The organism is Cognatishimia activa (genome assembly GCF_001458335.1).
Classification (GTDB): Bacteria; Pseudomonadota; Alphaproteobacteria; order Rhodobacterales; family Rhodobacteraceae; genus Cognatishimia; species Cognatishimia activa.
Map to the genome: position 1 here is coordinate 104,944 of NZ_CYTO01000007.1, position 12,959 is coordinate 117,902.

13 protein-coding genes are annotated in these 12,959 nt (G+C 53.9%); 5 read left to right on the plus strand and 8 right to left on the minus strand.

The features are described from left to right. From TA5113_RS03320 to TA5113_RS03345, 6 genes are all read right to left on the minus strand, one after another. Positions 1-815, minus strand: an 815-nt coding sequence (locus tag TA5113_RS03320) for an acyltransferase family protein (protein WP_165589376.1), incomplete at its 3' end; no start/stop codon positions are given. 61 nt (positions 816-876) lie between these two features. Then, the gene (locus TA5113_RS03325) at positions 877-2,277 is read right to left on the minus strand and encodes a hypothetical protein (RefSeq protein WP_131726438.1); all 1,401 of its coding nucleotides are present in this window, start codon (positions 2,275-2,277) and stop codon (positions 877-879) included. A 143-nt stretch (positions 2,278-2,420) separates the two neighbouring features. Then, positions 2,421-4,466: an SGNH/GDSL hydrolase family protein gene (locus TA5113_RS03330; RefSeq protein WP_058316244.1), complete on the minus strand. Its 2,046-nt coding sequence runs from the start codon at positions 4,464-4,466 to the stop codon at positions 2,421-2,423. 105 nt (positions 4,467-4,571) lie between these two features. Beyond that, entirely contained in the window at positions 4,572-5,699 is a 1,128-nt protein-coding gene (locus tag TA5113_RS03335) for a glycosyltransferase (RefSeq protein WP_058316243.1), read from the minus strand. 5 nt (positions 5,700-5,704) lie between these two features. Continuing rightward, positions 5,705-6,922: a polysaccharide biosynthesis/export family protein gene (locus TA5113_RS03340; protein WP_058316242.1), complete on the minus strand. Its 1,218-nt coding sequence runs from the start codon at positions 6,920-6,922 to the stop codon at positions 5,705-5,707. Between the two features lie 52 nt (positions 6,923-6,974). Continuing rightward, the gene (locus TA5113_RS03345; protein WP_058316241.1) at positions 6,975-7,775 is read right to left on the minus strand and encodes a sulfotransferase family protein; all 801 of its coding nucleotides are present in this window, start codon (positions 7,773-7,775) and stop codon (positions 6,975-6,977) included. 256 nt (positions 7,776-8,031) lie between these two features. Here TA5113_RS03345 and TA5113_RS16605 point away from each other — a divergent pair, with 256 nt between their 5' ends. The 3 genes from TA5113_RS16605 to TA5113_RS03355 all read left to right on the plus strand — a co-directional run bounded on the left by TA5113_RS16605 (position 8,032) and on the right by TA5113_RS03355 (position 10,718). Beyond that, positions 8,032-8,325, plus strand: a complete 294-nt coding sequence (locus tag TA5113_RS16605; protein WP_082625951.1) for a hypothetical protein — start codon at positions 8,032-8,034, stop codon at positions 8,323-8,325. 26 nt (positions 8,326-8,351) lie between these two features. Beyond that, positions 8,352-8,909 (plus strand): hypothetical protein, encoded by a 558-nt coding sequence (locus tag TA5113_RS03350; protein ID WP_245627194.1) that lies wholly within the window; start codon positions 8,352-8,354, stop codon positions 8,907-8,909. Positions 8,910-9,032: 123 nt separating this feature from the next. Next, entirely contained in the window at positions 9,033-10,718 is a 1,686-nt protein-coding gene (locus tag TA5113_RS03355) for an acyl-CoA dehydrogenase family protein (RefSeq protein ID WP_058316240.1), read from the plus strand. A gap of 68 nt (positions 10,719-10,786) precedes the next feature. Here TA5113_RS03355 and TA5113_RS03360 read toward each other — a convergent pair whose 3' ends face one another. Continuing rightward, positions 10,787-11,170 (minus strand): hypothetical protein, encoded by a 384-nt coding sequence (locus TA5113_RS03360; RefSeq protein ID WP_058316613.1) that lies wholly within the window; start codon positions 11,168-11,170, stop codon positions 10,787-10,789. A 78-nt stretch (positions 11,171-11,248) separates the two neighbouring features. Here TA5113_RS03360 and TA5113_RS03365 point away from each other — a divergent pair, with 78 nt between their 5' ends. Beyond that, a complete protein-coding gene (locus TA5113_RS03365; RefSeq protein ID WP_058316238.1) occupies positions 11,249-11,809 on the plus strand; it encodes a TetR/AcrR family transcriptional regulator in 561 nt (186 codons plus the stop codon). Beyond that, on the plus strand, positions 11,806-12,189 hold the full coding sequence (locus tag TA5113_RS03370) for an META domain-containing protein (protein WP_058316237.1): 384 nt from the start codon (positions 11,806-11,808) through the stop codon (positions 12,187-12,189). The genes TA5113_RS03365 and TA5113_RS03370 overlap by 4 nt, the downstream gene beginning before the upstream one ends. On the opposite strand, the gene recO is transcribed toward TA5113_RS03370, so the two are convergent. Then, complete coding sequence (gene recO, locus TA5113_RS03375) at positions 12,170-12,895, minus strand: DNA repair protein RecO (protein WP_058316236.1); 726 nt, start codon at positions 12,893-12,895, stop codon at positions 12,170-12,172. The genes TA5113_RS03370 and recO overlap by 20 nt on opposite strands. Between the last annotated feature and the right edge of the window lie 64 nt (positions 12,896-12,959).

The following is a 12,959-nucleotide window of genomic DNA, read 5'->3' on the forward strand; positions in this document are numbered from 1 at the left end:
ACCACCAAAAGCGCTTGGCTATCGACACCATGAGCAGTCAAAACCATACGCGTGCCCGCCGTAAAAAAAATATGGGTCACAAAGATCGCCATACTGTTCCGGCCTATCGTTTCCAAGACCGACATCACTACAAATCTCTGCGCCAATGCAAAGATCAAAACCGGCCCTGCGAACAGCATCGGTATGAATTCCAAAGTCCCCGCCGGGTAGCCGGACAAGGGATCAGAGGCCCGCGTCCAAATCAAAGGGCCGCTCAAAATGAAAACAATCAGCGCTGCCAAAACCCAAAGTCTCTGAACCTTACGGCAGTCCAGTTCACAGTGTAGAAACCGGGCCAACAAAAACAGCCCAATAAAGCGCGCATTTAAGAATGCATCCGGCATAAAATATGGCCCGATTAGAAAGATCAGTCCTGCAGCAACGCGCCAAAGGTACGGCAATCTCGACACGATCCAAGCAAAGACCTGCGCGAAGAACAACACATAGAGAAACCACATCACGGCTGGGGGTTTCCATAGAATACTCCAAGGTCGAAAACTCTCGACCCGCGTATTCGTGTAACCGCTCATTGAATAATGCACGGCCAAAATGACCACGCCCCACAGAATGTAAGGCCAAAGAATGCGGCGGATGAGCCGCGGCAACAATTCACTGGCGGTCAAATGCGCCGATCCGCGTGACAAAACACCAGAGATGACAAAAAAAAGCGGCATATGGCTGGAATAAATCAGCACCAATAGAAACCGGCCGAACCTTGGTTCTCCCTCAACCGCACCAACGCCGATCAATGCATGCCCAAAGACGACAAGCACCATGGCGATGCCCCGCGCGACGTCGACGCTGGCATCGCGTTTTCTGTCATGCGCGGCCCCCATCTTAGATCAAGACCCGTGGTCTGCGTAATAATGCCCTCTCCGCATTTCGGTTACGCTTTTGAGACAGCCCAACCGCAATCCCTGCCATCGCAAAGAAAAACACACCGAGGTCCGGATAAGGCCGGGTCAGGCAAGACTGCAGCAGCAAAGCCAAACATCCCCATCTGCAACTCGCAGCGATCTCGCTGGAGCGCGTGCCCCCTTCGGCACCAGATACTGTGCAAAACAGGGCACTTAAAAACCAACCAAAAAGCAGCAATCCCGGCAGGCCTATGTTGGACAAAACAGCGAAGGCCCATCCAGAGCTTCGGGCGCTACCAATTCCCGCGCCCAACCCACCTGTGTCGAAGAAGTTGCGCACGGCCTGATCATTCCAAAGCGCCCTTTCCTCACCAGATGACGAACGCGCTTTATCCCAGATCATCGCGTCCATCAGATCAGACCCCATGGGCGAGTAACCTAAATACAGCGACACTATTGCATAGGCCGTGGGCAGCGCCGCAAAGAAGCTCATGCATATGACAACACGGCTTCTGCGCGCGAATATGGCGGAATGGTTGAACAGCAAAAACAGCGTGGAAACCAAAATGAGGTTGAGGATCGTGGCCGACGAGGTGGACCGGAGTGCCAAGATCACCAACACACTTAAATAAATCCAAGCATGCCGGCTGCAGCATTTGCTGATCGCCGCGCGCATCCAGAACCCCACAAGCCCCATGGTAAACAACCCAAAGCTTGCCGGTTCCGTATATCCTCCAATGATCCGCCTCAGACCGGGAAAATTCTGGTCCGAAAGCACCGCTTGCGACACGGATCTGAACGGCGACAGTAAATCCTGAAAGCCCAGCGCATGCCCAAACCAGTCCAGCAACGACACGCTGATATGAGCAATGGTTGCGACAGACATGGCACGCCAAACCAAACGCCATGCGCCTGCTGATGTGGTGATCGCAGAGACGGCCACAAACGCGGTGACACCCAGAACCATACGAAGCAATTGCCCAACATTTGAACCGCTGGGCCGCAGCGGCACGGTGTCTATCAACGCACCGCGCTCGCCTTGAACCACGGCAAAAACCTCTGTCCCATGCGCGTAAAGAGTCGGGTTAAATCCAGCGCTCAATGTCGTCCAAATCAACAATGCGAAGAGTGCGAAACCGGGATGCCCCGGCACCAACTGGCTCACCAGCTCGGCAGTCCTGACCCTGCCGAACATAGAAAGCCATAGCGCGACAAGGCAGGCGTCGGTCATCATGACATTGCCGAAACCTGGCACCTGCAGGGCTGCAGCGGCTCCGAAGGGCAACGTCATAAACATCACCCAAAGCCCGCGATGCGGGCCAAGGTAAATCATTAAAAGAAACAACACCGCCGCGACCGGTGTCGAAGCGAGAAATTGCATAACAAGGCCCATTGGGTTCAAAAAGGTCTCTGAGCGCCGCAACGACAGAAGTTAGTCTGCCCTCGTTATGCTTAACAAATTCCAAACAAATCTAAGGATCACGGCATGAGCGGTCTGACTTGCCAGGACCCCGCAGAAAAGGATCATCCGATTGGCGTAAACCCTGTCGGAACGACATAAGCCATCTGCGCAAGTGACCCGTTCAATGTGACCGCTGCCCCAGAAACAGCGTTCAAACCCGCATAGCTGTACAAGTCGCCAGCCAGACCAGAAATCGATAGCCCACCGGTGCCCATCACAGGATCAGCGCTTACATCGTTGTTCCACGCCCCAGTTCCATTTACACGCATCCAAATCAGGTCAAGGTCCACATCAACAGCGACTTGCACCACATCACCTTGATCGAGCGACACACCCATGCCGCGATTACCGCCACTAAAGAAAACAACGCTCCCGCTCCAAAAACAACGCTCGACACCGAAGCTGCCTCCGCTCAGAGCTGTGACCGCATCAGTCCCAATTCCGACCCCCAGAACATCTGCGCCCAGTGCGCATTCAAAATAGACGCGACCCACCAGCAGATCAGCACCCCGTGTATGACGCAGCCCCGCAATTGCGGGTGTCGCTGTGACCATGCGGTTGTCGTTGCTATAGGCCAGTTCCTCCGGCGCAACAGTGTTGATTGCTGTATTCCAGCCGCTGAACGTCGAAGGGCTAACAGAGGGTGTCACCGCACCGTCAGACTCGACAAAAAACGCCGCCGCCCGTTTGAACACCACTGTGACGGTCGCGCCTTCCGCCACGCGTACAAAGATCTGAAAGTCCTGCACCGCTTGCGCCGTGTCATACGCGTCATCACGTGTACGCAAATGATAGGTCCCAGGCGCGGCGGCCCAAGTGGGATCTAAGGTCATGACGCTGGTACCCTGCCCGGAAACACCGATGCTTTTCAGACCACCGCTTTCGACAAGCTCTGATTCAACGACGAAGTTCACCACATCTCCGGCCTGCGCATCGAGCTCGACATCCCGCATTGTCAGAACAAGAGTGCTGTCACTCGCGGCCGCTTGGATCGAAACTTCGAAATCGCCGTTTTCGTCAAAACCACAAACCCAGTCAGCGCTCCCTTCATTGCGGTTGACGTCCCAATCGCTTGGAATTTGGCCCGTCACACCGGTCTGTGTCACGCCTCGCTGTCCCTCGAAATCAGCACCTACTTCGATCAAGTTAACGCTTTCGACGGCGTCATAAACCGCGCCATCAACCAAGGGCATGACAGTGTCAGATATTGCCTCCGCAAGATATTTCGAACCGGCAGAATTGGGATGGGACACATCGGATTTCATGGAATCGCGATCAAAGCCTGACACATCAACAGCGAAGAAATTATCGTGTTTCGGCAGGACGTATTCGCGCCCATCATAAAACACAGAACCGCCCGAGCCAAAGGCCGAAACCCACTCTGCCAGGGCGGATTTCTTTTCGTCTTGTGTCGTCACCCCCATGCCATCCAGCAAAGTTGGCACGGCGACAACCATCGCGCCTGCCGACAGGTAACCCGCATATAGGGCATTTAAGTAGGTTGTAATTTCATCAAACCCATCGTCTGCGGCGGTCTGATTTGCGCCCACGGGACCGACCAACACCACAGTCTTGCCAGGGTCAATGCGGGCCAAAAGATCCGGCGCGCTGTGATAAATGTCTTGAGCTGAATGGCCGCCCACCGCTCCAAGATAACCTTCCGGAAACCGAAATTTGTGGCCCAGCATCTGTTCCAAGAAAACGCGCGTACCGGGAATGTTTTGCATAACGCTATCACCATCAACCAAAAGACGCGGCGAGTTTGCATTTGCGATAAGTTGGGTCGAAACCTCTTCGGGCGCGACTGAGCCGCGCAAAATCAGCCGCCCCTCAGCCACCAAATCCAAAGTCCCTCCGCGGCGTTGCCACAGGTTGTATTTGCAAATGCGCCCCTCCGGAATGCTGGACAATGTACTCGGGTCAAGAAGAACACGGTCAAACCCCACCTCCTCCACCAATGCGGCCGATTGGGTGTCCATCCCAACAGTGAAAACGCGTTCTCCATCAGGCGGTGGGTTAACGAATTTCAACTCGAGCGTCTCACCGGCTGCGCAAGAAATGGTGGGGCTGCGATTGGGATTATTAAAATCGAAGATCTGAGTATGCATCACGAACCTCTTGTCTGGTTGAACAAAAGGTTGCTGATTGGCGTTTAACATCCGTTAGTTTAGGGGCCTTTGCCTGTGCAACAGGGGCAAGTTGACTGGAGAATACTAAACCAACTCGGCTAAATTGGCGCGAATGCCTTTGTGAAAAGAGGGTTCAGAAAACGCCTGGGCTCGCGACACACAAGCCTCCCGCGCGCTTTCCATCAAATGAGAACTTTCAAAACGTTCTACTGCGTCTATCAGACCTTGCACCGATTGATCATAAAAAAAGAGCCCAGTCCTTTGATCCAAGACACTATCCAAAGCCCCTCCTCGACCAAATGCGATCACGGGCCGTCCAGACGCCATGACTTCTACTGGAACAATCCCAAAATCCTCTTCCCCCGGGAAAATCAATGCCTTACAGCGCGCCATGTGCTGACGCACGACGTCTTCTTTCGCTTCACCCAGGAAGGTCGTTTTAACGCCCGCAGATTTGGCCAACCGCGCTGCCGTCTTGTCTGGCCCTCCGATAACAACCAGCGGACGGTCAAGACGTTTGAATGCATCAATAGCGAGGTCCGGGCGCTTGTAGGGGGCAAGATTTCCCACCCATAGATAGAAGTCACCCAGATTATCGGAGGGTGCAAATTTCTGTACCTCAACAGGTGGGTGGACAATACTGCTTCCGCGCCGCCAGTATTTTTTGATGCGGCCTGAAACGATCTTCGAATTTGCGACAAAACGGTCAACGCGAGAGGCCGAACTAACATCCCATTGCCGCATATGGTGCGCCACGTGGGGCAACATGCGACGCGCCAAAAAACCAGCATTGGCGTTATAAACCGGGTATTGGTCCCAGATGTACCGCATCGGCGAATGGCAGTAGCAAAGATGTGCCGCATCTGGCGGAACGATCACCCCTTTCGCGGGCCCCGCTTCAGATGAGATCACAAGATCATATTGCGACAGATCCAGCTCTTCCAAAGCACGCGGCATGAAGGGTAGATATTTTTGATATAGCCGTCGTGCAAACGGCAGCCGCCCAACCCGAGTCTGATAGATAGGGTGCCGATTAAGGTCCGATGAAATGCGTTTCGGGTCAATGACATGTGTGTAGATGTCTGCTTGTGGAAACATGCGGCACAAAGATTCTAGAACCTTTTCGCCCCCACGCATCCCCACAAGCCAATAATGTATCAAAGCGACACGCATTTGCGTCAAATTGGAGTCGTTCTGAAAGTCATACGCCATGTGCTCTATTCCGACGCAATGGGCTGCAGTTCGATAAACACAATATCACCCGGCATAACCGCAGTCGCCAAACTCGCTTCCTTCAGCTCTCGACTTTGGCGATTTAGGCGCAACACGATGTCGAATGTCGGGTCGGAAAACGATGCCGACAGAATGGGATCATCCAGGTGCGCGAGCTGCTCGTTGATCCGCGCAAGATCCACCACGTCTTTCGCCAGTTGTTCTTTTGCTGCGTTCAACTCTTTCAACAAACGCGTTTCTCTTTGGGTCAGAAAATTTTCCCGTTCCCGCTCTGCCTGGGCCTGCGCCGTTGCCGCCACCACTTGGGCCGTCCGCAACTCTAGCACATCGGATCGGGCATTCGCCTCTCGCAGTTCGACCGAGAGAAGCCGCGCCGATGTTTGCAGACCCTTTTCTTGCAAATCCTTGGCGATTGCGAGCTCCGACCGCGCAAATGCAGCGACTTCCTCGCGCACTTTCAACCGATCCGCATAGATCGCGCGTTGTGTTTCGATCGCGGAAATCTCCTGATCCCAGTTTGCAATTAAAACATCGGCACGCCGCAGATCTGCATTCAACAACCGTTGCGTATCTTTCGCGAGGTCGGCTATCTCGGGCAAGCCATCGATCGCCTTGCTCGTCTCGTCAGAAAGGCCCAGCGTAAGACTTTCTGCCAGCGTGGCTTTAAGGCGCGCGATTTCCACTTTTTGCGACACAATGTCGAACTGCCGCTGGCGGGCTGTTCCCTCTAGGCCCGAACGCAGATGTGACATTTCTGACTGTAACCGCCCAAATGTGCGTGTGCCGCCAGCGATCGCAATTGCGGTCTCGATGGACATTCCGGGAATAAAGTCGATGCGCCCAGGCTCTGCCACATCACCGGCAACCACAATCGGAGCATAGTCGATCAAAGCGATATCGACGCGAGGTTCTACAAAATATCCCGCGCTTTCAATCGCATCCGCAATTGCAGTCTCTGCTGCTGAGAGTGTGAGACCCCGCACGGCAATCACACCAAAGTCAACCAACCGCACATGCCCATCGATGTCCACCCGAGCCTCAATCGCGTCGTCCAAACCGGAATGGGCGATAGAAATCACGTCGCCGGCCGTCAGACGGTACAAACCCAAGGCGCGTTCAGCGGCCTGAGCATTTGAGTCCATCAGACCCCAGCCAAACAGCAAGACAGCGAACTGCAACCAAGATGTTTTTGAAAGCAACATAGTCTTTTCAGATCCTTCAGGCGAATTCCCAGCTAGAATTCAAAAGGGGGCTTTAAATATGGTTAACTCTCGCGACAGGCTCTAAGGATTTTTCTGAAAATTCATTCTTAAGGTTTTGAAAAATTGTGATGCATTCGTCCGAAAGATGCTCGGGAACTCCTGCAACTGGCGAAAGATCCATAGCTGAACTACGCGGCTCAATCGCCTTTAATGCACCGCTTCGAAGTGGATCCCCCCCTCCGGCAATTCGCGACGCGGGATGGCTGCGATACGCATTTCTAAGAGGCGGAACGAGCCCCAGATAGTCTCCAATGCGGGCAAGGGCATTGTTCGGGTTGGTCACTAGATCTTCTGATGTCAAACCAAAGCGCCGCGCTGGCGTGAAGGACCGCCAATGACGTCTTAACTGTCTTAAACGATCTCGATAGTAAACGGCGGCTTCTTCGTGGGTTTCGAGGGACAAGCCTTGTGCTCGTTGAGCTAAATTTACGACTGACGCGATGGCAGGCGCTGGTGACCGCACCAAGAATACCGCGCGCGCATCGTAAAAGCCCGCATCTGGAAAAGCGTCCAATTCGTTGTGCAAAATTTTGTCTAATAAAAATCGGCAGGTGGGTGTCCAAGCGCGCCGAAGCATCAAATTGACCGCCAGCTGACCGACACTATGGGGACTAGAATAGCTGACATGCGTCTCGCCATATCCAGAAATCCGCTCATGGGAACTAAGCACATTGGTCAGCGCTGTAGACATGCTGCGCATATGCGACAACACAAAAACCGAATTGCGATAGTCAACAATCGGGATTGAGTGCTTTGCCAACTTTGCCACAACTTTTTTGGTTGGCTTGCGCACGATGCTTCCTTCCTTTTGGTGTAACAAAGGTGGAAACCGTGAAGAAGTTGTTAATCTTAATTGAGCCTTAAGTGCTGAGGTCTGTGATCTTGTCGCGAATCCCAGCGAAAGTCCAAGCACGTAGCACATACTCTCGTTGATTCTTGGCTAGACACAGCCCTCAAAAGCTATGCCAAAAATTTACACTTCTGCTTAAAAAGTTGATGATTTTTTCACGTCATGGGCCTATAAGTCTCATAATGAGGTATAGGTAACGATGACTGACATTTCCAAACTTGCTGAACTACGAAGACTACTTCTTGGCATGGAACGTGCCATGGGACTAGAAGAGCTAAGTCCTGTTGAGCGCGACATTTATTACGCTGCGACGGAACTCTCCAACCAGCCACACGGTGTACGCACAACCGGCCTTTTATCCCATAGTTTGATGTCTAACGTCTCTCGTCCGACCTTCTTTAGGGCTCTCAAATCCTTGGTAAACAAGGGATACCTATCACAAAGCTCGACATCCCGCCGCGGCGTTTATATGGTGCACTCACCACAGGTCTAAATTGACCAAACGCAAGGGGACACATTTTGGAGTTGAAAAGCTGGGCCGTTGAAACGCTCGCGGCATCAACGGTGTATCTCTTCGCTTTTTTTCTTACGTTTGAAGCGCTTATGCCGGTTCAAAATCTGTTTTTTGCAGATTTTTACAGCAGCGCGAGCCTAATGTTCTTGCCCCATGGTGTTAGGGTGCTGACCGCTTGGCTGCTCGGCTGGCGATCTGTGATCGCCTTGTTGCCCGGCGTTTTCATCACCTATGCTTATCTGGGCGGCAGCAATGTGTTCCTGCCAAGTCGCCTGTCAGGCATCGCCATCTCAGTCCTCGCCGCGCCCTTGGTTTTTGAATTCGTAGCACGTGCCTTTTGCGACATTCGCTCTGGCGCTCAGACGGAGCCGTGTTGGGTTTGCGTCATGGGCGCGGGCATCCTTGCCGCAATTGTAACTGGGGTCCTTACAAACTTGGCCTTTGGCAGCCCACCGCTAGACTACTTCGCATTCTTTATTGGCGATGTGCTGGGACTGTTTGTCTTGATGCTGGTCTTGATGTTGGTGTTTCGCTTCATTCGCTTGCGCGGGAAAAACGCTTAGCGCAAAGCGCCAACAAATCCATCGCGAAATTTTAGAAACACCTAACGTCACAAATTTGTATTTTTGTTGCGCTGCGACTGCAAAAGGATTATGTCACAGTGCAGCAAAACAAGGACGTGATTCATGGCCCATGACGGACAGGACCTTTCGATGACCAACTCAGCCATTCTACCAGATCTTCTCGGTTTAACGCAGGCATCACTCGCACCAGTGGGCGCTATCGTTGAAAAAGCCACGGCCAAGCTGCGCGACATGACCACTGACTCTGGCCGCATTTCTGGTGCCAAGATCGAAGAAAACCAAGTTGCTGCACATGCATTGTCTTGGCTCGCAACCTATGATGAAGCGCTGAAGCAAATGCAGGCCTGGGCCGACAAATTGTCTGGCGAAGGCAAATTTGGCGAAGTCGAACAATTGATCCACCAGATCGCTTTTGGCGAATACCTCTGGCAGATCTATGGCGGCATCCCAATGAGCCAGGGCGAAATCATACGCCTGCAAGACATCGGTCTTTCTCAGGACGATATGCGCGTTCTGATGGAACCCGCCGTCATGACCCTTTGCGAAAACGGCAACACCCAAGCGGCACGCACCCGTCTTGTTGAGCTGATGCAAGAGCAAGCCGCGAACATCACCGTCGGCGCTTCAGGTCTTGATGAAGAGCTGGAAATGATCCGCGAGCAGTTCCGTCGCTACGCGGTCGACAAAGTGATCCCTCACGCTCATGAATGGCACCTCAAAGACGATCTCATCCCGATGGAGGTCATCGAAGACCTCGCGGAAATGGGCGTCTTTGGTCTGACGCTGCCAGAAGAATATGGCGGCTTTGGTCTGAGCAAAGCTTCAATGGTTGTTGTCACAGAGGAACTGTCTCGCGGTTATATCGGTGTGGGCTCCCTCGGCACACGTCCGGAAATCGCCTGCGAGCTGATCCTCTGTGGTGGCACCGAAGAGCAGAAACAGAAATGGCTGCCCAAATTGGCCAGTGGCGAGATCCTTTCCACAGCGGTCTTCACAGAGCCAAACACCGGTTCTGACCTTGGCTCCTTGCGCACCCGTGCGGTGAAAACCGAAGACGGGTATGAAGTGACCGGCAACAAAACCTGGATCACCCACGCCTCCCGCAGCCACATCATGACATTGCTCGCACGGACCGATCCAAACACCGACAACCACAAGGGCCTGTCGATGTTTATTGCCGAGAAAGAGCCGGGAACCGTTGATGCGCCATTCCCATCTGAGGGCATGACCGGCACCGAAATCGAAGTGCTCGGCTATCGCGGCATGAAGGAATACGAGCTCAGCTTTGACGCCTTCAAAGTGAAAGAAGAGAACCTTCTTGGCGGCGAAGAAAACAATGGCTTCAAACAGCTGATGCAGACGTTTGAAAGCGCACGTATCCAAACAGCTGCGCGCGCTGTCGGTGTGGCGCAGGCGGCGCTGGACGTATCCATGCAATACGCGATCGACCGTAAGCAGTTCGGCAAGTCGCTCATCGAGTTCCCACGCGTTTCAGGCAAGCTCGCCATGATGGCCGTGGAAATCATGGTGGCGCGTCAGCTGACATACTTCTCTGCATGGCAGAAAGATCACGACAAACGCTGCGACTTGGAAGCAGGTATGGCGAAGCTCTTGGGGGCACGGGTTGCTTGGGCCGCTGCGGACAACGGTTTGCAAGTCCATGGCGGCAACGGCTTCGCGCTGGAATACGAAATCAGCCGCATCCTGTGTGATGCGCGTATCCTGAACATCTTCGAAGGGGCCGCGGAAATTCAAGCGCAAGTGATTGCACGTCGGTTGCTTGGCTAAGTCTCGAGAAAATGTTTGATGAAGGCGTGTACCAATCGGTGCACGCCTTCTTTATTTAGCGACGGTCTTCAAGCGACCTGACGACGTCGCTGCGGTAGTCCAAACAAGGAAACCGCTGGGATTACGATGAAAATAATCCACTGCGGCATCGGCCAAACCGTGCCAAGCAGCGTTTCACCGTACCACAGAAATAGTGCTGCAAAGCCCAGTTGGATTGCCGACATCTGCAAAGACATTGCTGTGTTTTCGTGTTTGGCCAGCCACAAGTATGCGATTGCAAAAACGGCCAGGACGACCGTGACAGCGTGCCATAAAACCGCACTCATCGCGCGTAAATAATCGGATAAAGCGCTTGCCTGAATGGGCTCGTGAATCTCCGGCCCACCTCCGAAAACGTGCAAACAGAAAGTTAAAGCCATGAGCACGGATGCCCCTAAGTTCCACTTATTCATGATGCGCCCCTGACTCCATACGCTGGCGTATGTTTATCAACACTTGCCCTGATCCACAACGACACTTAGGCCTAATGCATGGCAAAGAATCGACTATCACGGGAACTCTGGCTGGCGGCGGGCTTCAAAGCACTGACCGAGCTGGGTCCAGTCGCCCTTAAGGCGGAGCCGCTTGCGCGGCGACTAGAGACCACAAAGGGCTCTTTCTATTGGCATTTCAAAGACGTACCCGAGTTTCAATCGGCGATGCTCGCGCTTTGGGAAGAGCGCGCCTATTCCGATATCGTTGCTGCAATATCGGTGGTCGATAATCCTGTGAAGCGCCTGCGCGCGCTCAGCGACTTAGCAACTCAGGGAGCACCAGAAGAGTTTGGCGGCATCGGCGCAGAACCTGCCATCCGTGCTTGGGCGCGGGAAAACGACGCTGTTACAGAGGCGATGGATCGGATTGACGCGAAGCGCATGGCCTATCTCAACGAACTCTTGGGCGAGATCGGCCTTACTAATCCAGAGCTGTCCCGCATCATCTACGGCGCATTACTTGGCATGCAGGAGCTCTCGACCCGTGACGGTGAGGACAATACCCAAGCCCTTGGGACTTTGGTCGACTTGGTGCTCGCCCTATATGAAGACACATGAGAGCACTTGCTTTTCTTTTGCTACTCGCCGCATGCGGGCCCGATGAAACCCTGACCGGTTATGGCGCCGCTGGGTCCTGGACCCTGTCGGCCATCGATGACGAAGCGTTCCCATCCCGAGTCACGATTGTCTTTGAGGAAGATGGCAAAGTGTCTGGCAATGCACCGTGCAACGGCTACGGCACGTCGCAATCCGCACCCTATCCATGGCTAGAGCTTGGGCCCATTCGCGCAACCAAACGGGCCTGTGCCGATCTGAAACTTGAGCAAGCCTACTTTGCGGCCCTTGGCGCAATGACATTGGTCGAGGTTTCCGGTGATGTCTTGGTGCTGAGTAATGACTCTGGAAACTCGATGACTTTCACCCGCTCCGGCGGCTGAGCAGATCTAAAAACCGCGCCCGCGCTTCCGGCAGCGGTCGGTTGCCAAGGCTTGGGGCGAGTTTTTCTTCTAAGAAATAGCCCGTCACCCGCAATGCTTCGATAATGGAAGCATCGTCATCAGCCCCCTGCCCGATCATTACGCCGGGCAACGGCAACATGCGATCCACCCACTCCCCGGCCCCTTCGCGGGTCACAGCGCGGCCGGATTTGGGGGAAACAAATTCAAGACCCTCGCTTCGTCCGGTCACCGCGCAGCTGGTGAGGTCGAGACCAAAGCCCAGATCATCAAGCAAGGCCATTTCCCAGCGCAAATAAGCAAGCGGCCAGATGTCGTTTTGCCCCAACAGATCCAACAATGGCGCGGTGATTTCGTAGATTGAGAGATGCGCCTCACGCTCTGGCAAGGAAAAGCTCAGCAAGGACGTCACCGCATTCAAACCCGCCAGTGCAAAGCGATCAGAAAGCGCCATGGCACGGCTGCGCAGCGGCTCGACCGTGAAGCTTCCAATATGTTCTTCAAGCCTTGCTTTCCAAGTCACATCCACCTGGCCACCGGGCTGCAGAATTGGCGTCATTTTCCGACTGGTGCCCCCGCGGACGACCCCAGCATGGCGGCCATGCTCGGGGGTGAACACCTCGAGGATCACGGAGTTCTCTCCGTGTTTGCGTGCAGAAAGGATTATGCCTTGGTCGCGCCATTCCATGACCGCACCCTATGGGGTTTGGGGCAGGTGTCGCAATTGAGTATTTTGGCAAAGAAGAAGCTGA